This window comes from Salinicola corii (assembly GCF_008298015.1).
In the GTDB taxonomy this organism is placed as follows: domain Bacteria; phylum Pseudomonadota; class Gammaproteobacteria; order Pseudomonadales; family Halomonadaceae; genus Salinicola; species Salinicola corii.
Map to the genome: position 1 here is coordinate 13856 of NZ_VTPX01000022.1, position 24232 is coordinate 38087.

General features: G+C 64.4%; 18 protein-coding genes and 1 other RNA gene. 1 reads left to right on the forward strand and 18 read right to left on the reverse strand.

All coding sequences use genetic code 11. The features are described from left to right. Positions 1-9: 9 nt before the first annotated feature. The 11 genes from pstC to F0A16_RS20835 all read right to left on the reverse strand — a co-directional run bounded on the left by pstC (position 10) and on the right by F0A16_RS20835 (position 15840). A complete protein-coding gene (gene pstC / locus F0A16_RS20785) occupies positions 10-948 on the reverse strand; it encodes a phosphate ABC transporter permease subunit PstC (RefSeq protein ID WP_149437863.1) in 939 nt (312 codons plus the stop codon). Between the two features lie 105 nt (positions 949-1053). Next, positions 1054-2097 (reverse strand): phosphate ABC transporter substrate-binding protein PstS, encoded by a 1044-nt coding sequence (gene pstS / locus F0A16_RS20790; protein WP_149437865.1) that lies wholly within the window; start codon positions 2095-2097, stop codon positions 1054-1056. A 328-nt stretch (positions 2098-2425) separates the two neighbouring features. Next, entirely contained in the window at positions 2426-3640 is a 1215-nt protein-coding gene (locus tag F0A16_RS20795; protein WP_239023916.1) for a Bcr/CflA family multidrug efflux MFS transporter, read from the reverse strand. A gap of 285 nt (positions 3641-3925) precedes the next feature. Further along, on the reverse strand, positions 3926-4432 hold the full coding sequence (locus tag F0A16_RS20800) for an STAS domain-containing protein (RefSeq protein WP_149437867.1): 507 nt from the start codon (positions 4430-4432) through the stop codon (positions 3926-3928). Next, positions 4425-5564, reverse strand: a complete 1140-nt coding sequence (locus F0A16_RS20805; RefSeq protein ID WP_149437892.1) for a PP2C family protein-serine/threonine phosphatase — start codon at positions 5562-5564, stop codon at positions 4425-4427. The genes F0A16_RS20800 and F0A16_RS20805 overlap by 8 nt, the downstream gene beginning before the upstream one ends. Positions 5565-5580: 16 nt before the next feature. Continuing rightward, positions 5581-6327: an MlaA family lipoprotein gene (locus F0A16_RS20810; RefSeq protein WP_149437870.1), complete on the reverse strand. Its 747-nt coding sequence runs from the start codon at positions 6325-6327 to the stop codon at positions 5581-5583. Further along, positions 6327-7457: a beta-ketoacyl-ACP synthase III gene (locus tag F0A16_RS20815; protein ID WP_149437872.1), complete on the reverse strand. Its 1131-nt coding sequence runs from the start codon at positions 7455-7457 to the stop codon at positions 6327-6329. The genes F0A16_RS20810 and F0A16_RS20815 overlap by 1 nt, the downstream gene beginning before the upstream one ends. A gap of 84 nt (positions 7458-7541) precedes the next feature. Continuing rightward, a complete protein-coding gene (hrpA, locus tag F0A16_RS20820) occupies positions 7542-11552 on the reverse strand; it encodes an ATP-dependent RNA helicase HrpA (protein ID WP_149437874.1) in 4011 nt (1336 codons plus the stop codon). A 103-nt stretch (positions 11553-11655) separates the two neighbouring features. Further along, complete coding sequence (locus F0A16_RS20825) at positions 11656-13341, reverse strand: AMP-binding protein (RefSeq protein ID WP_149437876.1); 1686 nt, start codon at positions 13339-13341, stop codon at positions 11656-11658. A 131-nt stretch (positions 13342-13472) separates the two neighbouring features. Next, on the reverse strand, positions 13473-15269 hold the full coding sequence (locus tag F0A16_RS20830) for a VWA domain-containing protein (RefSeq protein WP_187776100.1): 1797 nt from the start codon (positions 15267-15269) through the stop codon (positions 13473-13475). Positions 15270-15360: 91 nt separating this feature from the next. Continuing rightward, complete coding sequence (locus tag F0A16_RS20835; protein WP_187776101.1) at positions 15361-15840, reverse strand: hypothetical protein; 480 nt, start codon at positions 15838-15840, stop codon at positions 15361-15363. A 190-nt stretch (positions 15841-16030) separates the two neighbouring features. Between F0A16_RS20835 and F0A16_RS20840 the strand changes: the two genes are divergently transcribed. Then, entirely contained in the window at positions 16031-18103 is a 2073-nt protein-coding gene (locus tag F0A16_RS20840; protein WP_149437880.1) for a S9 family peptidase, read from the forward strand. Between the two features lie 45 nt (positions 18104-18148). On the opposite strand, the gene F0A16_RS20845 is transcribed toward F0A16_RS20840, so the two are convergent. The 7 genes from F0A16_RS20845 to ffs all read right to left on the reverse strand — a co-directional run bounded on the left by F0A16_RS20845 (position 18149) and on the right by ffs (position 23825). Then, positions 18149-18604 carry a YcgN family cysteine cluster protein gene (locus F0A16_RS20845; protein WP_149437893.1) on the reverse strand — a complete coding sequence of 152 codons (456 nt, stop codon included), beginning with the start codon at positions 18602-18604 and terminating at the stop codon, positions 18149-18151. A gap of 75 nt (positions 18605-18679) precedes the next feature. Then, a complete protein-coding gene (locus F0A16_RS20850) occupies positions 18680-18967 on the reverse strand; it encodes a YcgL domain-containing protein (protein WP_149437881.1) in 288 nt (95 codons plus the stop codon). Continuing rightward, positions 18967-20088 carry a ribonuclease D gene (locus F0A16_RS20855; protein ID WP_149437883.1) on the reverse strand — a complete coding sequence of 374 codons (1122 nt, stop codon included), beginning with the start codon at positions 20086-20088 and terminating at the stop codon, positions 18967-18969. Before F0A16_RS20855 ends, F0A16_RS20850 begins: the two co-directional genes overlap by 1 nt. Positions 20089-20171: 83 nt before the next feature. Further along, positions 20172-20777 carry a recombination mediator RecR gene (recR, locus tag F0A16_RS20860; RefSeq protein ID WP_149437884.1) on the reverse strand — a complete coding sequence of 202 codons (606 nt, stop codon included), beginning with the start codon at positions 20775-20777 and terminating at the stop codon, positions 20172-20174. After that, positions 20777-21103: a YbaB/EbfC family nucleoid-associated protein gene (locus F0A16_RS20865; protein WP_110717982.1), complete on the reverse strand. Its 327-nt coding sequence runs from the start codon at positions 21101-21103 to the stop codon at positions 20777-20779. The genes recR and F0A16_RS20865 overlap by 1 nt, the downstream gene beginning before the upstream one ends. A 50-nt stretch (positions 21104-21153) precedes the next feature. Continuing rightward, positions 21154-23511 carry a DNA polymerase III subunit gamma/tau gene (gene dnaX, locus F0A16_RS20870; protein ID WP_149437886.1) on the reverse strand — a complete coding sequence of 786 codons (2358 nt, stop codon included), beginning with the start codon at positions 23509-23511 and terminating at the stop codon, positions 21154-21156. Positions 23512-23728: 217 nt separating this feature from the next. Further along, an RNA gene (ffs, locus tag F0A16_RS20875) (signal recognition particle sRNA small type) lies at positions 23729-23825 on the reverse strand. Between the last annotated feature and the right edge of the window lie 407 nt (positions 23826-24232).

Sequence of the window (24232 nt, forward strand, 5' to 3'; positions counted from 1 at the left end):
TCCCGCCGCTTAGGCGTGACGACCGGTGCTGTTGCGCAACAGGTAACGCGCGAAGGCCAGTACCGCGAAGGTGATCAGGAACAAAATCAGACCCAGCGCCAGCAGCGCCGAACGCTGTGTCCCGTCGGACTCGGAGAACTGGTTGGCAATCAGTGCCGCAATCGAAGTTCCCTGCCCTGTCAGGGTGGTGCTAAGGAACAGGTTATTGCCGATGACGAACGTCACCGCCATCGTTTCCCCTAGCGCACGCCCCAGTCCCAGCACGACGCCGCCGACCAGCCCGCCCTTCACCGAGGGCAAGATGACGCGCCGCGTTACCTCCCAGGTGGTGCAGCCCAATCCATAGGCGGATTCGCGCATGACCGCAGGAACCGTATTGATGACGTCGCGGGCCACGGCCGTAATGAAGGGAATGATCATCACCGCCAGAATGATGCCCGCCGTCGCCAGACCGGTGCCGGCGGGAAAGACAGAGGGGAACCAGGTGCGCAGCAGCGGTGCCAGCACCTCCATGCCCCACATGCCATAGATAATCGAGGGAATCCCCGCCAGCAGCTCGATCAAGGTACTCAGCGGCTGGCGCAGGAATCCTGGGCACTGCTCGGTCAGGAAGATCGCAATACCGAACGAAACCGGCACGGCGATGACGATAGCGATGAATGACGTCAGCAGCGTTCCGTAGATCGCCGGCAGAGCGCCGAAGACTTCGACGTTCGCCGCCCATCGGTTTTCCGTGAAGAAGTCCAGTCCATAGCGCTGAATCGCAGGCCAGCTGGAAAACATCAGTGACGCGATGATCGCCCCGAGCAGCAGCAGCACGGCAAAAGCGAAGGCAAACAACGTGCGCTCGAACCACACATCGATGCGTGCCTTTCGTTGCAGCCGCTTGCGAGTGGCATCGCTGAGATGCCCCAGACCGCTGGCTTGAATCGCGTTGGTGGTGGCCATCTTCGTTCCTCAGTCACTTGCCACTGACCGCCTTCAGGCGGGTTCCGATACAGCACCGCGACGGAGGCGGTTTCCCACCTACCGTCGCGGCACGTCAGTCAAAGATCACGGATTCCAGACGGTTTCGCCATTCGGACCCTTGATCTCGCTCCAGTTATCACGAACCATGTCGGCAACGTTTTCCGGCATCGGCACGTAGTCCAGCTCCTGCGCCATGTCGTTACCGTTGTCGTAGGCCCAGTCGAAGAACTTGAGTGCCTGACCGGCAGCGTCAGCATCCTGGACTTCTTTGTGCATCAGGATGAAAGAGGCACCCGTGATCGGCCAGCTCTCGTCGCCCGGCTGGTTGGTCAGCACCAGATACATGCCTGGCGCATCCTTCCAGTCAGCGTTGGCAGCAGCGGCCATGAACGATTCCATGCTCGGAGCGACGACTTTACCCGCCTGATTCTTCAGGTGCACCAGGCTTAGATCATTCTGCGCGGCGTACGCAAACTCGACGTAGCCGATCGCACCGTTGGTGTTGGCGATCTGGCTGGCGACCCCTGCATTGGCCTTGGCACCGACGCCTGCCGGCCAAGCGACGGACTTGCCCTCGCCCACGTTATCGGCGAAGTCTTGGCTGACCTGCGACAGGTAGTGGGTGAAGAGGAAGTTGGTTCCGGAGCCCTCTGCACGGTAGACCGGCGTGATCTGGGTATCCGGCAGATCCATATCCGGGTTCAGCTCGGCGATGGCGTCGTCGTCCCAGTTGGTGATCTTCCCTTGGTAGATGTCCGCCAGTGTCGGACCGTCCAGGTTGAGCGAACCACCCTCGATACCCTCGACATGGAACGCGGCGACCACGCCACCCATGACCATAGGCCATTGCATCAGGCCATTCTTGTCCAGTTCTTCCTTGGTCATCGGCGCATCACTGGCACCGAAGGTGACCGTCTTGGCGACGATCTGCTGGATGCCGCCGCCGGAGCCGATTGCCTGATAGTTGAGGCCGATGCCGGACTCGTCCTGATAGGCATCCGCCCACTGCGAATAGACCGGGTACGGGAAGGTTGCGCCAGCGCCGGTAATGGCGTCTTGAGCCTGGACACCAGCGGCGCCCAGGACCAGCGATCCGGAAATGAGCGTTGCGAAGACGTGTTTAAGCATAGCGATATCCTGTTTCCACCTTGGATGCGTGAGCGATAACGACGTTGCGAAGGTTGCCAACACTCTCAGCGCACACCGTACGTCAGTGTCGTGACAGTTTTATGACAACGATGTCATCGATGAAAAAGATGACGTCGACAGCCGTGATTGTCTGAATGAAAAAAACCACCGAACGATCTCCCGAATCCCCAGAGTCGTCGATGGTTCTTTAGGTGCAGCCTGGAGAGCGTGGATGACAACCTTCGCGGCACCCACCATGACAAGGTTAAATGACAACAAAATGACAAGCGTCAAGACGAGTAACGATGACGCCGCTTCAGGTAACGACTCAGGAGGCCGATTCCTCGGATGCGGCTCGATGCTTGAGTGCCCGGCCAGCCAGCGCCCGTACCGCGACGTTGCCCAACAGCGTGGCGCCCAGCATCGTCAGCACCGTTGGCCAGGCGCTGGCCAGTTCGAACGCCCCGACCAGCGCACCGGCAACGGCGCCGCAGGTAAACTGCAGACAGCCCTGCAGCGCCGTTGCCGTGGCACTCATGCGGGGGAAATGGTCCAGCATCGACGACATGGCGTTGGGGCTGATCAACCCCTGCATCCCCACGAAAATCACCATCAGTGGGGCGATCGTGAAAATGGAATCCAGACCCGTTGCCACCATCACAACCAGCAGCACGCCCGCCGTCAACTGAATCCCAAGACCCAGAAGCAGGTTCTGTTGCGGTGTCCGGGTCTTCAGCAACCGGATATTGAGCCGGCTGGAGGACGCCATGATCAGAATGTTGGCACCGAATACGAAGGGATAAAGCGTGGTCGAGAGCCCGTAGTGCTCCATGTAGAGATAGGGGGAGCCGGTGATGAACGCGAACATGCCGGCAAAAGACATCGATACCGCCCCGATGTAGCCCATTGCCTCACGGTGGCGCAGTACGCTGACGTAGTTTCCCAGAATCTGTCGCGCCGAGGGCGCTCTCGGATCGCGACCATGCGTCTCGGGCAGATAACGCCCAAGCAACCACAGCACGAAAGCGGCGTAGACGGCGAGAAATAGGAAGATCAGCCACCAATCCGCCAGGTGCAGCAGCGCGCTGCCGATAGCCGGTGCGACCAGTGGCGCCATCATCAGGATCATGACCATGGTCGACATCACCTTGGCCGCCTCCCGACCGCTGAAGCGATCGCGCACGATGGCGGCGGAATTGACCACGCACGCGCCACCACCCAGCGCCTGCACGAACCGCCATCCCCACAGCGTCGCCAGCGAGCCCACCTGGGTCAGCGCCAGGCTGGCGACCAGGAAGACGCCCAACCCGATCATCAATACCGGTTTGCGACCGAAACGATCCGACAGCGGGCCGCAGACCAGTTGCCCGAGCGCGAATCCGAGCAGGAAGACGCTGAGCGACAGCTCGGTATGGTGCACGCTGGCACCGATCGACGTCGCGAGAGCAGGCATCGCCGGCAGGTAGGCATCGATCGCCAGCGGTGCCAGCGCCGTATTGGCAGCCACCAGCAACGCCAGTCGCCGTGCACTCAAGGTCGTCACATGGTCTCCTTCAAGATCGAGTTTTTGCTGATCGGAATCTCGCCGTCCACGCCGTCCGTCGCCTGCTCCCGGCTTCGAGGCAGCGTTCTCGTGCCCGACCATACGGAAGGTACCCCGGCGCATCGCCAAAAGCCTCGCCAGCCCGGATAGGCATTCGAGGCCAGGGCGATTCAGCCTAGCATTGAAGATGCACCGCCAACGGGGGAGGATCACCGACGCAGGCGGCGGCCAACACCCGCTGTGCGGAGCTCGTCATTCGTTACGGCCTGCCCTCGACGGAGCGGCTCAACCGTGCGGGGGGGCGTCGACTCGCTGTGATTCGAGCAGTTCGACGAACGGCTGAAACTCGTGCCGATTGTGCTCGCTCATGTGCATGAGGATGCGGTGGGCTTCCAGGATTCGCTGCTGGATGTCACTCTCATCGGCTTCGACGTGAGGCAGCTCATCCAGCTCCGCCGGCTCGGTCAGCGGCGCTTCGAGCAGCGTGAAGTAACGCGCGAACCCCATGACGTCCAGCATCCGCCGAACGTCCGGGTGCTCGGCGATGATCGTGGGCGGGTCGTCCAATCGCCCCTGGACGGCCATCGCCACCTTGGCCAGGAACCCCAGTGCAGTGGAGTCGACGTTGGTCGCCTCGCGCAGGTCGACCATCACCGCCCGCAAGCCCGGCAGATCCGCCAGGCGCTGCGCCTCGGCATCCAGTGTCGCACATAGCGTCAAGCGCACGTCACCGCACAGCTTGAGCACAAATACGCCCGACTCGAAGGCCGCCCTGATCCGCCCTTCAATCATGGTCGAAACCACTCAATGTCATCATGCTGAGATCATCCGGCAGAGGATCCCCCAACGCCAACCCTTCCCTCAGATCGTCGACGCTGGTGCAGTGTGCCGTGCGGTGCTCGAGTTCCTTGAGCCGCGCGTTCAATGAACCCTCCGGCAGGCATTCCAGAACGCCATCGGAGCAGAACCAGAGTCGGAACGACTCGGGTAATGGACACCCGTAGATGGGGTACTCCACATCGGGAAACAACCCCACCGGGGGCCCCTCTCCCCCCAGATACACGCTTCGTCCTTCCGCCTGAAGAATCGGCATCGGCAACTGGGCGCCGAGCGCATAGTGCAGAAAATAACGCTCGTGGTCCAGCACACCGGCAAAGACCGTGGCGTGCTTGCCTATGCCGGTCTCCAGCAACTCCCGGTTGAGTTCGCCCAACCACCGGGACGGGAACGCTTCCGGCAGCAGCGTCCGCCATTGGGCCAGCCAGCGATTGCAGAGATACTTCAACAACACGGTGACGAAGGCGGAAGAGGCGCCGTGCCCGGCAACATCGGCAAAATAGAAGAAACTGTAGCGATCGTCACATCGCTGAAAATCGAGAAAATCACCCGACAGATAGAGCGAAGGCGCAAACCAGTAGTCGCAGCGCACGCCGAGGTGCGAGACGCCCGGTGGCGGGAGCAGCTTGCGCTGCACGTGTCCACCTGCCCGCTGGTCGTCTCGAAGCATCTCGAGATGTCTTTCGAGACGGTCGTTCAACGCCTCGAGCTCTGCCCGGCTTTCGCTGTGATCACGCGACAGACGCGTCAGTTCTAGGGCCCGTTCGATCAAGCGCCGCAGAATGTCGACATGCTTGAGCGGTTCGACCAGATAATCGATCAGCCCGGCATCAAGCGCCTTGCGCAGGTCATCGTCGCGTCGGCTCTCGCTGATGACGATGGTCGGGCGTCCAACGGCCAGCCGCTCCCACCCGTCGTGCGAAACCGCTCGCACGTGCGCCACAACCAGATCGCAATGCGCCGGCAACGTCGAAACCGAGACGGCGGCTCGCACCACGATATCGAGACGGGAAAGCTCTTCGATCAGGCGTTCACGGTCCGGCCCCGGCAAATCGATCAGGCCGATCACAGGCAGCTCGTCCGACAGCGTATTGGACACAGGTCTACTCGGCGAAGTCGTCTTCACTATATTCGAAATCGTCACCGAACCCGCCGCTGGCAAACGGATCCTCGCCAGTCGCCCCGTTGGTGACTTCGAACTGGCGACGCTGTAGATAGGCGTCACGGATGAAGCTGTAGCGATCTCCCTGAATCAACGCTTCCTGGTCGAGCAGGCCGGCGCGTAGATCCACGTAGCGCAGGAAGGTCAGGCCGTAACGCCACTTGTCCTCTTCCACATAGGTGACCGGATAGGTGTACATATCGACCGGCAGGCCACTGGTATCTCGAACCGTACTCGGTCCCAGGATCGGCAACACCAGATAAGGGCCGCTTCCAACGCCCCACACGCCCAGGGTCTGACCGAAATCTTCCTCGTTTTCGTCCAATCCCATACGAGTGGCGGGATCGAGCACGCCACCGACACCCAGCACGGTATTGACCAGAAAGCGTCCGGAAGCGACGCCGGCATTGCCCCATTCCCACTGGAGAATGCTGTTGAAGACCGTGCGAATTTCCCCCAGGTTGGAGAAGAAATTACCGACGCCGTCCTGCACCGGATCCGGCGTGATGGTGTCGTATCCCTGCGCAACCGGCTTGAGCGCGTAGCGATCGAGCGTATCGTTGAACTGATAGACACCCCGGTTGAAGCCCTCCCACGGATCCTGGGGATTCGACTCTTCCCCGGTCGAGGCGCAACCGCTCAGCGCCGCGGCGACACAGGCGCCGCCCAGCCAATGGATCGATTTCATCAACACGCATTCCCTTTACGCAGTATCACACTGCCCGCACTGTAGCCCGCACCGAAGGAACACACCACCCCCACGTCGCCGTCCTGAAGGTCGTCACGATGCAGATGAAACGCAATGATCGATCCCGCCGAACTGGTATTGGCATAGCGATCGAGTATCACCGGCGCTTCCGATAGCGAGGGCTCGCGGCCCAGCACGCGCTGCGCGATCAGGTCGTTCATGTGACGGTTGGCCTGGTGAAGCCACAGTTTCTTGACCGAGTCCCCGGTCAGCGACTGGCTTTCCAGATGATCGAGGATCAACGAAGCGACCATCGGGCAGACCTCCTTGAACACCTTGCGCCCTTCCTGGACGAAAAGCTTGTCCAACGCATCGTGCCCTTCGTCGGCAAGACGATTGAGAAATCCGAAGTTATTGCGAATGGCATTGGAGAACTGCGTCTTCAAGCGCGCTCCCAATACCGTGAAGTGCTCCCGATCCTGGGCGAGATGGTCGGCCTCCAGCACGATGGCGGTACAGGCGTCACCGAAGATGAAGTGGCTGTCCCGGTCACGGAAGTTGAGATGCGCCGAACAGATCTCGGGGTTGACCACCAGAACCCGCTCCAGGCTGCCGGCACGGATAGCGTTGGTGGCCATATCGATGGCGAACGTCGCGCTGGAGCAGGCCACGTTCATGTCGAACGCGTAGCCGCCAGCACCCAGCGCCGCCTGAACCTCGACCGCGACCGCCGGATACGGGCGCTGGAGGTTGGAGCAGGCGACGATGATCAGGTCGAGCTGAGCGGCACGCAAGCCCGCCTTGTCCAGCGCCTGGCGAGCCGCGGCCACGCCCATCTCGGCTTGTACCGACAGGGCGTCGTTGGCGCGCTGTGGAATCCGGGGTCGCATGCGTTCGGGATCCAGAATCCCGCCGGCTTCCATCACGTAGCGACTTTCGATACCCGACGCCTTGAGGATGAAGGCTTCGCTGGAGTGCGCCAGCGGCTCGCGCTCGCCTCGCTCGATCGCTGCCGCATGCCGCGAATTTTCGGCATCGACCCAGGTATTGAAGCTGGCGACCAGTTCGGCGTTATCGATCGAATCCGGCGGCGTGAACAGGCCCGTCGCGGTAATCACGGCTTGCGTCATCGGCTATTACCTCCCGCGGCATCCGCCGCTTTCCATCATTACGCGCACCCGCCGACGGCGGATGCAGTGTATCGAGCCCGCCGATCACACGGTTTGCCCGGTTATCTCCTGCCAGCGTCGCGCCAGGCGCTTCTCCGACACGCTCTCCAGCGTGCCCAACTGCTGTGCGAATAGCGAGACTCGCCACTCCTGCAGCCACCAGCCGAATTCGACCAGGTCGGCATCGACGATCCCGTCGCGATGGGTTTGCTGGCGCCGCGTATCGACCCGCTCCTCCCACGCCTGCACCTGCTGCATCGACAACTGGTCCCGACGCAGGTCGCGTGGCGCCTTCTCGAGCCGGATTTCGGCCGCCTGCATGTAGCGCGGGTAATGTTTGAGCCAGGGGCCGGCGTCGCGCACGAAGCCAGGGTAGACGAGACGTTGCATCTGCGCCTTGAGATCACTGTAGGTCAGCGCCAGCGCCAGCGTGACGTTGCCCTTGAGTGCCTTGGTCACTGCCAGGTGGCCTTGCAACGCCTTGTGCAGGTCATCCAGCAGCGCCTCGGCATAGGCGACCAGCTCTCCGCGCCAGGTCTCGAGCCGGGCCTCGAACGCCTGACGGGAGCGCGGCAAGGGATCGGCGGCCACGGTCTGGGCCAGGCAGGCATCGATGACGTCACGGGACAACTGCTCGTGACTGCCGACCTTGGCAAACAGCAGCGCGGACTGCTTGAGCGCGGGCAGTTCGCGCTGGATATAGCGCACGGTGTCGGGCAATCTGCGCCGGGCCAGCTTGACGATCCCGTCGCAATGGGCAGCTTCGGCGCGCGCGGCGTGGTCGAACCAGGCGACCCGCAGTTCGTCCTCCACCACCACCATCGCCGGATAGACCTCGACCTGAATCCCGGCCTGGCGGGTCGTGCGCGAACTCGGCAACGGCGTCTCGGGCAGGTCGTCGAGACGCTCGGCGTTGTCTTTCGGCGCCTGGGCCAGCGCCTTGGCGCCCGCCGCGGCGGCCTCGCCAAACCGCGTCTGCAGTTGGCGCAGGTCACGCCCTTCACCCAGCACCTGGCCATTGTGATCCACCACGCGCAGGTTCATCACCAGGTGCGGGTCGAGCTGATCGTGACGCCAAGCCGACGCGTCCAGGCGCGTTCCCGTCTTGATCCGCAGGAACTCCCCCAGCGCCTCCTCGACCGGCCGGTCGTCCGGCGTCAGCGACGCCAGCGCGGCATCGACCCAGTCGGGGATCGGTACCACCTGCCGACGCATCGCCTTGGGCAGGGCCTTGAGCAGTGCGATGCACTTCTCGCGCAGCAACCCGGGCACCAGCCAGCTCAAGCGCCCCTGCGGCAACTGCGCCAACATGACCGCCGGCACGGTCAAGGTGACGCCATCGTCGCCAGCCCCCGGCGAAAAGTGATAGCTGAGCGGATAGCGCACGCCGTTGAACACCAGCTCGTCGGGGTACTGTTCGACATTGACGTCGTCGGCGTCCCGCGCCATCAGCGCCGCCTTGTCCAGCTTGAGAAGATCCGGCGTGTCGCGCTCGGCCTGCTTGCGCCAGTTCTCGAAGCTGCGCCCGCCGGCGACATCCGCCGGAACCCGTTCGTCGTAGAAGGCGAACAGTGTCTCCTCGTCGATGAGGATGTCGCGCTTGCGCGCCCGATCCTCGAGATCCTCCACTTCCGCCATCATCGCACGATTGTGCTCGAAGAACGCCGCCCGGGTCTGGTAGTCGCCCTCCACCAGTGCCCGGCGCAGAAAGATTTCCCGGGCCTCCTGCGGCGCCACCTTGGCGTAATCCACTCGGCGGCCGGTAACGATCGGCAGGCCGAATAGCGTCACCTGCTCCAGCGCCACCACCTGGGCGCGCTTGCGCTCCCAGTGGGGTTCGCTGTAGCTGCGCTTGATCAGGTGCGCCGCCTGCGGCTCGATCCACTCCGGCTTGATCCTCGCCGCATCACGCGCGAACAGACGACTGGTCTCCACCATCTCGCCGGCCATCACCCACTTGGGCGGCTTGCGCGACAGGCCCGATGCCGGGTGGATCAGGAAGCGCCGGTTTCGGGCACCGAGGAATTCCCGGCTCTCCGGCTGCAACTGCCCCAGGTTGGAGAGCAGCCCGGCAAGCAATGCCTGATGCAGGCGCTGGGTATCGACCCGGGGCTTCTCCGCCGGCTGTTGCTCCCCAGCCGGTGAGGCGGTATCGGGCTGCATGGCACTCGACGGCGCCAGTTTCATCTCACGGGTCAACTGACGCAGTTGGCGATAGGTGTCGTGCCACTCGCGCAGGCGCAGGTAGTTCAGATACTGGTCGCGACACCAGCGCCGCAGTTGACTGCTCGACAGCGTCTCGCGCATGGCATCGAAGCCATGCCACAGATTGAGCCAGGCGACGAAGTCGGAGTTGGGGTCCTCCCACTGCTTGTGACGCTGGTCGGCGGCCTGGCGCTTCTCCGCCGGCCGCTCGCGGGGATCCTGCGTCGCCAGCGCGCTGACCACGATCAGCACCTCGCGCAGGCACTGGAAACGCTCGCCCGCCAGCACCATTCGCGCCAGGCGCGGATCGATCGGCAACCGGGACAGCTGCCGTCCGATGGCGGTGATGCGCTCGCCGTCGTCGACGGCCCCCAGCTCGAACAGCAACCGGTAACCATCCTTGACGAAGCGGGCATCCGGCGCATCGACGAACGGGAAATCGAACACGTCGCCCAGCTTGAGCGATAGCATCGACAGAATGACCGAGGCCAGGCTGGTGCGCTGGATTTCGGGCTCGGTGAATTCGGGGCGGGAGAGAAAATCCTCTTCGCTGTAGAGCCGGATGCAGACACCCTCAGCCACGCGCCCGCAACGGCCCTTGCGCTGATCGGCGCTGGCCTGGCTGACTGGTTCGATCGGCAGACGCTGGACCTTGGCGCGCGCACTATAGCGGCTCATTCGGACCAGGCCGGGATCGATCACGTAGCGTATGCCGGGTACGGTCAACGAGGTCTCGGCCACATTGGTGGAGAGCACGATGCGCCGGCCGGCGTGGGGCTGGAACACCCGGTTCTGTTCGGCGTTGGAGAGCCGCGCATAGAGCGGCAGGATCTCGGTACTCTTGAGCTCGGCGCGTCGCAGCAGGTCTGCCGTCTCGCGAATGTCGCGTTCGCCCGGCAGGAAGATCAGGATATCCCGCGGGCCGCTATACCAGCGCTTTTCGCGCTCGATTCGCTCGACCTCGTCGACCGCCGCCAGAATGCCCTCCTGCAGGGTCAGGTCATCCTCTTCGCGGGACTCCCGAACCAGTGGCCGATAATGCACCTCGACCGGATAAGCGCGCCCGGAGACCTCGACCACCGGCGCGGGCTGCACCTCGCCGTTGCGCTCGACGGCGAAATGCCGGGAGAGTCGCTCGACGTCGATGGTCGCCGAGGTGACGATCACCTTGAGGTCGGCTCGTCGGGCCGTCAGGCGCTTGAGATAGCCGAGCAGGAAGTCGATGTTGAGGCTGCGCTCGTGCGCTTCATCGATGATGATCGCCTCATAGCGCATCAGGTCCGGGTCGTGCTGCGTCTCGGCCAGCAGGATGCCGTCGGTCATCAGCTTGACCAGCGTGTCGTCGCTGCTCTGATCGGTGAAGCGAACCTGATAACCGACCTGCTCGCCCAGCGGCACCTCCAGTTCTTCGGCCAGGCGGGCCGCCACCGAGCGTGCCGCCAGACGCCGCGGCTGGGTGTGGCCGATCATGCCACGCCGCCCCAATCCCAGCTCCAGACAGAGCTTGGGTAGCTGCGTGGTCTTGCCGGAGCCGGTCTCGCCGGCGACCACCACCACCTGGTGCTCGCGCAGGGCATCGAGAATGGTTTCGCGCTTGGCGGCGACTGGCAACGCATCGGGGTAATCCAGCGTCACCGGCTGACGCTGGCGACGCGCCAGTACCTCGCTGGACGCCGCCAGTCGCGTTTCGATCTCCTTCAGCGAGCGGTCGATCGGCTTGCCGTCGCGGGCACGTTGCGCCAGGCGCTGGAGCCGCCGACGCTGCTCGTGGGCATCGCGCAGCAGACAGCCGTCCAGGCGAGTTTCCAGGTCATTCAGGGCTTGCAGCGAGGGGGAAGCGATAGCGCTCAAGAGATCCTCTACGTCGGCGAGAACGGGCCGCCACCAAGGGAGGTGACGAACCCGTCATTGTAGCGCCGTCAGCGGATCAACTCACGTCCGAGGGGAACCGATGTCATGCCGGGGGCTCATCGCCTGCCTTGCCGGACGCCTCATCGCGCAGCTCCCGTCGAAGGACCTTGCCGACATTGCTCTTGGGCAGTTCGTCTCGCAGCTCCACGAACTTGGGTACCTTGTAACCGGCCAGCTCCCGCTTGCACCACTGACGCAGCGCCTGGGGGTCGAGACTCTCGTTGCGAGCGACCACGAACAGCTTGACGGCTTCCCCGGTCTCCTCATCGGGCACGCCCACCGCGGCGGCCTCGAGTACGTCTGGATGCCCCACGACCACCTCCTCGATCTCGTTGGGATAGACGTTGAAACCCGAGACCAGAATCATGTCCTTCTTGCGGTCGACGATCTTGACGTAGCCATCCTCCTGCACCACCGCCATGTCGCCGGTGCGCAGCCAGCCGTCGTCGCTGAGCGTCTTGGCGGTATCCTCCGGGCGATTCCAATAACCCTTCATCACCTGCGGCCCCTTGATGCAGAGCTCGCCGCTCTCCCCCGGCGGCAGCGCGCGCCCCTCGTCGTCGACCACCCGCACCGCCGTGCCCGCCACCGGACGGCCGATGGTGCCGATCTGCGCCGCATCGGGCGGATTGACCAGGGCGATCGGCGACGTCTCGGTCAGGCCGTAGCCCTCGACGATGTCGTTGCCGGTCACCTCCTGCCAGCGCTTGGCCGCGGCCTGGGTCAGCGCCATGCCGCCGGAGATGGTGAACTTGAGCCGCGAGAAGTCGAGCGCTTTGAAGTCGTCGCGCTGGCACAGGGCGTTGAACAGGGTGTTGAGCCCCACGAAGACCGTGAACGGCGTTTTCGACAACGTCTTGACGAAGCCGGCGATGTCACGGGGGTTGGGTATCAGGATGTTGTGCTGACCGGTGGTCATCGCGTACAGGCAGTTCACGGTGAAGGTATAGATGTGATAGCAAGGCAGCGGCGCGATGATCGTCTCGCGACCGTTCTCCAGGGTGTCGCCGAGCAGCTCCTGGGTCTGCAGCATGTTGGCGATCAGGTTGCGGTGCGTCAGCATCGCGCCCTTGGCCACCCCGGTGGTGCCGCCGGTGTACTGCAGCACGGCGATCTCTTCGTCCTGCCCCGCCGCGACCTTGGCCGCACGCTCGCCGCCGGCCAGCGTGCGCCGAAAGCCGACCGCCTGGGGCAGCGAGTAGGCGGGCACCATCTTCTTGACCCGACGCACCACGAAGTTGATCAGCGGACGCTTGGGCCAGTCGTGAAGGTCGCCCATCTCGGTGACCACCACGTGACGGATATCGGTCTGGGCGATCACGTTCTCGAGCTTGTGGGCCATGTTGGCCAGCACCACGATCGCCTTGACCCCGGCGTCGCGGAACTGGTGGCGCATCTCGCGCTCGGTGTAGAGCGGATTGGTGTTGACGATCACCAGCCCGGCACGCAGCGCGCCAAACACGGCCACCGGGAACTGCAGCACGTTGGGCAGTTGGATGGCGATGCGATCGCCCGGCGCAAGATCGTCGTGGCTCTGCAGCCAGGCGGCAAAGCGATCGGCGAGACGATCGATATCGGCATAGCTCAACGTCTTGCCCATGCAGCTGAACGCTGGCTTGTCGGCGTAGCGGCGACACGCGTCGGCGATGATGTCGTTGACCGAGTGGAAGGCCTCGAGCCCCGTCAGGGACACGCCGGTCTCGACGTGGGCGTTCGCGCTGTCAGCCATGGGATCTCCTTGATTCGTGACGGTTATCGATCTTATATCAGATCGGGCCGACGAGGCGCTGCCACCAAGGTTGTAAGACGCTCGACACGGCCGCCGCATGGCGATGGCGTGAACAGGTCACCGCCGAACAGTTAGATCGACGGCTCCTCGCGCCGGGCCAGCCGGCGCCGATTCGCCGCACGCCGCCAGCGCAGCAAGATCCATGACAGCAAGATGATGGCGATGACAATCCAGGTTACCGGCCGCTGCCCGTAGGTTTCCACGTACGGCTTGGCGAGTCGCCATCCTTGTCGCGCCTTGTCGACGGCGATATCGACCATCTGCGAAGCGGTCAGTCCGTCGGTGAAGTCATCGCCACCGTCGGAACCCTGGCCATCGTCCTGCTGCCGAGTGTCGCTGATGACACCCCGCTCGAGATCCGCGCCGCTCAGTCCGACGGAGGCTTCGGGATTGAGCCGCACGACCGGAAGCTCGAAGTGCAGCGTGCGCCCGTCGATGCGGGCGTCGGCGGCAATGGTGACCGGCAGCGATTGCCCTGGATCGGTCCGCGGCACCGCAATCGTCCACTCCCGCTCCCCGGTCTGGCGCACATCTAGCGATCTGCCAGTGAGGCTTGCACTGAGCTGGGTATTGTTGACGTCCAGATCGGGGTGGTTGGCATGCACGACGATCCGCGAGCCATCCTCGCTCAGCACGGCACTCAATGCGGCCACCACGTTGACCGTCTGCACCTGCTGGCGAATCATGCGATCGCTGCGCGCGGTGATCGTCAGCCGGGCGTTGCCGAGTTGATCGACCCCCGGCAGATCGCCGCGGAAGTGGTCGTCGGACGGTTCCAGCGGCGTTGCGGCAAGGACGGCTCCGTCCAGATCCTTCAGTTCAGCCCGAACGGTGAGTCCGTCGGGCCGACTGTCCGCTTCCAGCGTTTTACCGTCCGAAGCCAACCAGACGTCCAGCGGCGTGGAAAAGCCGCGATAGAGCGTTGCCGGGAGCGGTGCACTGCGCAGCACGGTGTCGGCGTGAATGCCGATACGGCTATCGCCACCGATATCGCCCTCGATATGCCATTCACCGGCGGCCGGGTCGGGCACGGTGACGAGGTCGTAACGATCGCTGCTTTGCCACTCCACGGACCCCGGATGATCGCCGCGGGAGTAGCGCTGACCATCGGGTCCCACCAGCACCGGCGAGTCGACGCCCGGGGCATGGAACAGCAGCGCATTGAATTCGTCGATATCGTCATCGACGTTGAACCGCTGCTGCCCGTCGATGGGAATCTGGTCGCCCGGCAGGATACGATCAAGAACATCCAGAAAGGCACGCAGCAGCTCCTCCGGCGTATCGGCGACCGCAGCCAGCCCGCCCGTGGTCTGCGCGACCTGCTCGAGCAGCGGCAAATCGACGTTGTTGGATAGCGCGATGGCGTGGACGACAACGCCACGCCCGGCAAGCTCCGGCGCCAACTCGTCGATGATGCGTTGACGCGATACCCTGTCACGCTGCGCCTTGTCGCTGCCGGACGCTGGCAGGTCGACCATCCCATCGGTCAGCAGGATCAGATGCCGGTTGGCACTGTCCGGCGCCGCATCGGCAGCCTGGCGCAGCGCCCGCTCGATGTCCGTGAACTGTTGATAGTCGGTCAACCGCGGAGAGAGGCTGGCCACGCGCCCGCGCCAGGCGTCCGCCACCGCGTCACTCGGAAGGGGATTGGAGACGGTGGTGCCGAAGGTCCAGATCGATGCTCGAGCGCTGGGCGGCAGCAGTGTCGCGGCGAAGCCCAAGGCGTTGGCCCGCAAGTTCTGCGGATCGTTCTGCTTCATGCTACCGGAAACATCGACGACGATTCGCACGTCCGGCGCGGACTGCGCCAGCGCCCAGGTTGGGGCGAACCCCGTTGCCAGCAGCACGATCAACAACAACGCACGCATCTCACGCTTCCTTGTCGAAACACACGCCGAGAACGAGGTGAAGCCGTCCTCGTCCAGAAATATCGTTGGATAGTCATTCGATCCGCGGAAATCAGTTGACCATCGGCTCGCGCCGACCGCCCGACTTGCCACGGGCGTGGACACGCTTGCTGGTAGCCCGCGCCGGGGAGCCTGCCTGCCGGCCCTTCTTCCGGTCCTGACCGGACCCGCCATCGGCGTCGTCATAGCGGCGACGCAGCAGACGCCACGCTACCAGGCCCAGCACGCCACCAATCGCGGCTCCGACCAGCAACAGCGGCATCGCGCCGGCGACCTGACCGCCATCGTGCTGGATGACTCCGACAGCCATCACCACGATGGCCGGGGCCAGACCGGAGTAGGTTTCCCCCGGCTGCAACAGCGGCAGCGAAAACGGCGCCACCATCCACAACCCGCCAGCGACGACGCCGACCAGAATCAGCCTCGGCAACAGTGGCAACCATCGCACCCCCAGGTAACCGGTTACCAGAACGATCAGGGAAAGTACGCCATAACTCAGCCAAAGCTGCGGCAGCGAATCGGAAAACAGCATGGTAATGACTCTCGATTCATACGATTTGCCACATGGTACACTCCAACCAGGCAAAGCACAGCCGCGCCCGCTCGATCGGGTGCGCGATTCACCCCCGAACCGTCGGTACACCGCCGCCCTGAGCGCCAGCCCGGGAAGGCCGCGCCCGTTTCACCGACAGCCCCAGCCCGCAAGGACCCCGCACAGCCCCATGTCCCGCTCGCAGACCACCCAAGCGCCCCCCGCCGTTCACTTCCGCCGCAGTGACGATCCCGACTGGCACTGGCTGGAGTCACGTGACGACCCTCAGGTCAAAGCGTTCCTGCGCGCAGCCAATCGCGAGAGCGATGCCTTCTTCTCTCCCCTCGCGCCGCTGGAGGATGCCCTGTACGACGGACATCTGGCGCGGCGCGAGCTCCAGGTCACCGGCTTGCCGACGGCCCTGGAACGCTTTCGCTACTGGAGCGAAACGGCCAGCGACGCCGACTATCCACTGTGGTGGCGTCAGGCGATAGACGGTACCGGCCCCGCCGAGCTGCTGCTCGACCTCGAGTCACGCTCGGAAGCCCACGACTTCCTCGAGCTGGGCGACATGGCGATCTCGTCGGACGAGCAGTGGCTGGCCTGGACCGAGGATGCCAGCGGCAACGAATATTTCGACCTCTATCTGAAACGGTTGCCGGACGGCGAGCCGGTCCGCCTGCGCCGTCGCATCGGCCCGGACCTGGTGTGGGCGGAGGACAACCGCACGCTACTGTTCACCCGCTACGACGCCACGCAGCGTCCCGCCAGCGTATGGCTGCTGCGGCCCGGGGACGACCACTGCGAGAAGATCTTCGAAGAGAGCGATGTCGAATTCTGGGTGGGCATGGGCAAGACGCGCTCTCGCCAATGGCTGATCGTGGAGACGGCCTCCAAGGACACCGCCGAATGCCACCTGATCCCGGCCGATGCGCCTGGCACCCCGCCCCGCTGCGTCCGCCCGCGGGAAGTGGGGGTCGAGTACGGCCTGGAGCACCGCAACGATACCTTCTACGTACTGCACAATCGCGATGCCTCTCATTTCCGCCTGGACACCGCGCCGGCGTCTCGACCGTCGAGCTGGACCCCACTTGTACCACATCGCGACGACGTCACCCTCGAGGGCATCGACGCTTTCTCCTGGGGACTGGTGATTACCGAGCGTGACCATCACGAGGCCCAGGTGTACCTGCGCGTGATCGAACTCCCGAATGAGGGGTCATCGGAGGACGATGCCCGGCGGGCGGAGGAGCCGCCAGGCTTGCGACTGCCGCTTCCCGAGGCCCCTTGCAGCCTCGCGCTCGGCGACACCCCCGACTTCCATACCCGCAAACTTCACCTGCGCGAAGAGTCGTTCACCCTGCCGGTGCGGTGGGTCGAGCATGACCTGGACAGCGGCGAGCAGCGCGTTCTCAAGACGCAGCCGCTGTACGGTGATCTGCAGCCCCGGGACCTGATCTGCCAGAGGCTGTGGGCCGCGGGTCACGACGGGGAGCGCATTCCCGTCTCGGTGGTGGCCAGAGCCGACATGCTGGGCAAGGCGCCGATGCCGACGCTGCTCTATGGCTATGGCGCCTACGGCGAGGTACTCGACCCCTGGTTCTCGATCGCGCGCCTGGAACTGCTCTCTCGTGGCGTCGCGTTCGCCGTCGCCCATGTCCGCGGCGGTGGCGATCGTGGCGAGCCCTGGTACCTGGCGGGCAAACTCGAGTACAAGGAAAACAGCTTCAGGGACTTTCTGGCGGCGCGCCAGGCGCTGGTCGCCGAAGGCCTGTCGGACCCCGACCGGGTGGCGGCATATGGCGCCAGCGCCGGCGGCCTGCTGGTGGGGGCCAGCCTGAACATGGAGCCGGAAGCCTTCTGCGCGGCCGTGCTCGATGTCCCCTTCGTCGACGTGCTGCGGACGATGGAGAATCCCGATCTCCCTCTCACCACCGCGGAGTACACCGAGTGGGGCAATCCGGAAGAGCCCGCCGCGCGTCGGCGCATCCGCGATTATTCGCCGCTCGACAACCTGACCGCCCAGCCCTACCCCAGCATGCTGTTGCAGGGGAGCTGGCACGATTCACGGGTGCCTTACTGGGAGCCGGCCAAGCTCTATGCACGCATGACCGAGCTGGGCCGCGCCCGGGGACCGGTACTGTTGCGAACCGACATGGCAGCCGGACATGGCGGGGCGTCGGGTCGGTTCAAGGCCTGGCGGGACAATGCGCGTCAGGACGCCTTCATTCTATGGGCGCTGGGGCTCGAAGCCGACGGATAGAAACCGAATATGGCGGGGATCGATGATGATGTGCCGGTCAGGCGTTCAACGCCGTTCGTCGAGCGGGATGATATCGATGATATGGGCCTCGTAGTCGGCCTCGTCGACGTCGGCTTCACTGACGGCAAAATGGCGCACGCTCATCCGGCGCTCGTGCAGGCGACGGTTGTCACCGCTGCGTAGCGGATGCCAGCTGGCCAGCTTGCGCCCTTCGGCGAGACGACGATAGGCGCAGCTGTGAGGCAACCAGTGGAACTCGTCGAGGTTCTGAAGGCTCAACTGGGTGCACTCGGGGACTTTCTCGAAGCGGTTCTCGTAGTCGCTACAGCGGCAACTGCCGATGTCCAGCAGGCGGCAGGCCACGTTCAGCGTCGCGACGTCTCCCGTGTCAGCATCTTCCATCTTGACCAGGCAGCACTTGCCGCACCCGTCACAGAGCGCTTCCCACTCTTGCCGGGTCAACTCCTCGAGGGAAAAGCGTTCCCAGAAGCGATCACGCATATCGACCTCCGCCCGGATGATCCCCGCCGCACCCTCGCCACGGGAGTGTGCGCCGTGCGAATGTGGCACTTCTCATCACTCTCCCCGCGGCGTGAACAGATCCAGCATCTCCGGATCCCTGGCCGGCGGCATCTGCAGATAGAACCCCTGGTCGCGGATCGCCGTCATGACCTTGACCACGTCGACCCGTGCCAACGGCCGCTCGGCCCTCAGCAACAGGGTCATGACCGCGATCGGCGGTCCGAACCGTTCACGCAGCGCTTGCGGCACCGGCGCCATGCCTTGCGCCTTGTCGAGGTAGAGATACATCTCATCTCGACGCGGGCTCTTCACCACCTCGCAAATCAGTCGGGAGGCGTCCATCACGCCGCCTCCTGTTCGGCCAGCGCCCGTTCCCAGTCGGCCGACAGCTCGCGCCCGCGCCACCCGGCCGGCAATGGTAGTGCCTCCCCCTTGAGATGAGCGTTGACGATCGCCTCCATCTCCGCCCGGTTGGCGAGTCGCTCCGGAGCGACGCCGAGCGCCTCGGCGTGGGCCTGGACGACCCGCTTCAGCGTCTTGAGGCGACGCTTGAACGGGGGCGAGGTCGGCATCGGAAGCGGCTCGCATAGCGCCGATTCATCCTGGTGCCTGGCGGCCTTGACCAGAGCCAGCAAGGTGTCGCCTTCGCGCTTGACCAGGCTGGGGGTGACGCCTTCGATGGCCGCCAACTCGTAGCGATTCTGCGGCATGGCCTCGGCGACCGCAAACAGCACGGCATCCTTGACCAGCCAGCCGCGCGGTACGTCGCGACGACGTATTTCCACCTCCCGCCATGCGGTGAGTTCGCGGTACGCCTCGATCTGGCGCGGCTTCAGCCGCCACAACTGGCGGTGACGGGCATACCACTGATCGGTGCCCCCTTCGTGCCCACGGCTCAACGCCGCGCACTCCTCCTCGAGCCACTCGCTTCGACCCAGCTCGACCAGCTCACGATATTGCTGTTCCCATATGGCGGGAAGAAACACCACGTCCAGTGCCGCATACTCGAGCTGGGCCGGTGTCAGCGGACGCTCCAGCCAGTTCGAGCGCGTCTCTTCCTTCGGCAGGTCGACGTCGCAGCGCCGGGCGACCAGCCGCCGGTAACCGATCGCCGGATCGCTGCCCAGGAAGGATTCGGCGATCTGGGTATCGACCAGCGGCGCCACCGTCACGCCGGCCCACAGCGACAACACGTCCAGGTCCTCGCCACAGGCGTGGATCAGCTTCAATGGTCCGCCACCCAGTAGCCGCTGGAAGTCCGCGCTTGCCGCCACTGCCTGCGGATCGATCAGGTACACCGTTTCCCCTGCCGTCAGCTGAATCAACGCCGGTACGGGGAAGAAGGTGGTCTCCCGGAAGAACTCGGTATCCAGCGCCACGACATCCGCCTCGGCCAGCACCTCGTAAGCGGCCTGCAACCCTTCCGGGGTGTCGACCCAACACAGCGAATAGTCAACGCTCATTCAGATTCCTTGCGGCCACGAACATGACCCTGCGATACGAAAAGTGGAGGGATGGGCGCCGCAGCACTCCCCCAGCCCAGACTTCACTCTGAGGAGAACGGCTGGCGCCCCTGAAACGCCCGACTGAGCGTGCCGCCATCGACATATTCCAGCTCGCCACCCATGGGCACACCATAGGCCAGCCGCGAGAGCCGGGCTTCCCGCCCGACCAGATGCTCCGCGATGTAGTGGGCGGTCGCCTCGCCTTCCACGGTGGGATTGGTCGCCAGGATGATCTCGCTGACGGTCTCCCGGGAGAGTCGTGCTTCCAATTGGTCGAGACCGATATCGTCGGGCCCGATGCCGTCGAGTGGCGAGAGGTGGCCATGCAGGACGAAGTATTGGCCACGGTAGCCACCGGCCTGCTCGATCGCCAGCATGTCCGCCGGAGACTCGACCACGCACAGCAGCGCCGAGTCGCGCCGCGGATCCTGGCAGACACCGCACTGGATCTCCTCGGTCAGGGTCCGACACCGCTCGCAGTAGCCAACCCGCTCGATCGCCTCGGTCAATGCCTGAGACAGCCGACGCCCGCCGTCACGCTCCCGCTCCAGCAGATGCAACGCCATCCGCTGTGCCGTCTTGGGCCCCACACCTGGCAACACGCGCAGGCTTTCCAGCAATTGCTCGACCAGCGGTGAGAAGCTCATCAGAACGGCATCTTCATCCCGGGAGGCAGGTTGAGCCCGGAAGAGACCTCTTCCATCCTCGCCTTGGACTGAGTCTCCACCTTGCGTGACGCGTCGTTGACGGCAGCCGCCAGCAAATCTTCCAGCAGCTCCTTGTCTTCCTGCATCAGGGACGGATCGATCTCCACGCGGCTGACGTCATGACGACCATTCATGGTGACCTTGATCATGCCGGCGCCGGCTTCGCCCGAGACTTCCATCTGGGCGATCTCTTCCTGCACCTGCTGCATCTTTTCCTGCATTTCCTGGGCCTGTTTCATCAGGCCTCCCATGCCACCCTTGAACATGACGGACTCCTTCGAGATGGGATTTTCGAGACCGGGGTCGTTAGCAAGCGTCACACGCGGTCGGCGGTGACGCTCTCTTCGATCAGACGGGCGCCGAAACGCGCCTCCAATTCCTGAATATGCGGGTCGACCCGCAGCGCTTCAACGGCGCGGGCATGACGCTCTCGCGCCTCGCGGTCGCGCTTGGCCTTGGCCGTTTCGCGTGAACCGTCCAGTTCGTCGACGTTGACCTCGAGACGGCGAGCGTAACCGATACCCGCCAGTGCCTTGGTAATGCGATCGACGTGCAGTTCCGACAGCATGGCCGACTGCCCGGGGTCCAGCGTGACGTAAAGCACGTGACCGTCGTCGCTGTCGATGACGCAGTGAGCCGCGAGATTGCGGGTGAGACCACCGATGTCGAGCTGATCGAAGCGCTGGAGCCAAGCGTCATGTGTCAACGGTGTGGTCACGGCGGGCGCGCCGTCAGGACCTGGCGGTTCGTCGACGGCCAGCGGGGGTTGCGGCTCCTCATCGGCAGCGGCATCCGACGAAGCCGCAGCAGAGACGACGGGCTCCGTCGGCCCGGCCGGCTCGATCCCGGCGGAATCGAACTCCGAGGGTACGCCGGCCCGAGGTGCAGACGACGCATCCGGCTCAACCGGCTCAACCGGCTCAACCGGCTCAACCGGCTCAACCGGTGAACCGGACGCCGGGTCGTGGCTATCGGGGGCAACCGCCAGCGACTCGCCGCGAGCACCATTCAGCTGTTCCGCCCAGGCATAGGCGTCGGCGTCGTTGTTCAAACCGACGTCGCTGTCGAAGCCGAGATTATCATCGGACGCGTGATCGCTGTCGCTGATATTGTCGGCTTCGACGCTTTCGATAAAGGACTCGGAAGGCGGGGACGCCGCAGCCGGCTCCTGCGTCCAGGACGCCGATACCTCGGTCGCTGACGCCGTTGCCGGTGGCGCGTCGGGCGACTCGGCATCGACCGACCACGGCGGACGATCATCCGCCTGCGACACGGCGACATCCGGTGACGACGAGGCCGATGCAGCAACCGGCCCGGTCGTCTGCTCGTCGATTGCGGACGGCCGTGCGTGCGAAGCCGATTCGTCAGGATTCACGCTCGTCGATCCCGAGTCCGCCGATCCCGAAGCAGTAGTGCTGGCCGCTGATGCCACGGGCTCGACCTGCGCGGCACCATCGGACGGCGCGTCTCTCGTAACGGCCTCTCCAACGCCGCCCTCGCGAGTCTCGCGGCGGGGGGCGCCACCGCCATCATTCTCGCCTTTCGGATTCCCGCGCAGCGGCAGGTCGGTCTGCGGCGGTGTCGGCACCCCCTGGGGGCGGAAGGCCAGCATGCGCAACAGCGTCATCTCGACCGCCGAACGAGTATCCGGCGCATTGTCGATATCCCCACGGCCCTGCAGGGCGATCTGGTAATAGAGCTGGACGTCCTCGGCGGTGAACCTGCCGGCCAGTGCCAGCAACTCGTCGCGATCGCCGTGGCCGTTGTCCAGGGCCACCGGCACCATCTGGGCGATTGCCAGGCGATGCATCAGCCCGGACAGCTCGTCGAGCACACCGGCAAAATCTGGTCCTTGCTCCGCCAGTGCCGCCACTTCGGCCAGCAGCCGCTCGGCGTCGACGTCCGCCAGTGCCTGGGCCAGGGCAATCAGATGCGCGTGATCCAGCGTGCCGAGCATGGCGGCCACATCCTCACGGCGCACTTCGCCTTGCCCGAACGCTATGGCCTGGTCGGTCAGGCTCATGGCGTCGCGCATCGAGCCGTCGGCAGCCTTGCCAAGCAGCCACAGCGCCTGCGGATCGAAGGCGACCTGCTCGGCCTCCAGCACCCGGGTCAGATGCTCGACCACCCGCTCAGGCGGCATGTTCTTGAGGGTGAACTGCAGGCAGCGCGACAGCACCGTTACCGGCAGCTTTTGGGGATCCGTCGTCGCCAGCAGGAATTTAACATGCGGCGGCGGCTCTTCCAGCGTCTTGAGCAGCGCGTTGAAACTGTGCGTCGACAGCATGTGCACCTCGTCGATGAGGTACACCTTGTACCGCCCCTGGGTTGGCGCGTACTGAACGTTGTCCAGCAGCTCGCGAGTGTCCTCCACCTTGGTACGCGATGCGGCATCGACCTCGATCAGGTCGACGAAGCGACCGTTGTCGATATCGCGACAGGTTTCGCACTGGCCGCAAGGCTGTGAACTCACCCCTTGCTCGCAATTGAGGCACTTGGCGAGAATTCGTGCCAGCGTCGTCTTGCCGACGCCTCGCGTACCGGTAAACAGATAGGCGTGATGCAGCCGCCCCTGGTCGAGCGCATTGACCAGCGCACGGCTGACATGCTCCTGGCCGATCAGTTCGTGAAAGGTGCGCGGGCGCCACTTGCGGGCCAGAACCTGATAACTCATGCGGCGCGATACTCCTCGCAGATAGGTTCGCGGCTGACGTGATCGTTGGGAGACGGCGCGGGCGCGACCGAAAACGTCGATGCCAGCATCGATATCCGACAGTGATCGGACCATTCTAGCAGGGTCGGGAGAAGCGTGACGAGGCAGGAGAGGACGACTTTCGAACCGTCGTGACATCGACGGCACCCATCGATGTCGGGCCCAAAATGGAGGCGGCCCCGACCAGCCACATCCCGGCACACGCGGCCACCACTACCGTTGCTCCCTTCCGGGCCTGGCGGGGTTTGCGGTTTAGCGTTGCGGGAGGACCGGTAAGGGCCACCATAACTCGATTCATCAACGACGCGGATGAGATCGAAGGTCGACAAAGCCTGTTTCATCAAGACGTTGCCGAGCGAGCGGCACTATAGCAGCGTCATCGCCTTGCGACAACCGGCAGACCTCAACCGGCGCTGAAAAGAATACGCCCTGTTGCTCCCTACGGGTACCGGCTCCCCTCGCCCGACAGGGAGTGGCAACCCATGAAAAGCCCCGCCGGGTTCGCCGTGCGGGGCTTGAATCGCGGCTCTTGCGCGTGTCAGCCGACCTTCTCCTTGGCCGCCTGCATCCGACGACGCAGGATCGGCCCCACGATCACCGGCAGCAGCAGGCCGATGATCGCCACCAGCCACAGTCCGATCGACAGACCGCTGCCCCACAAAATCGACCAGTCGCCATCGGA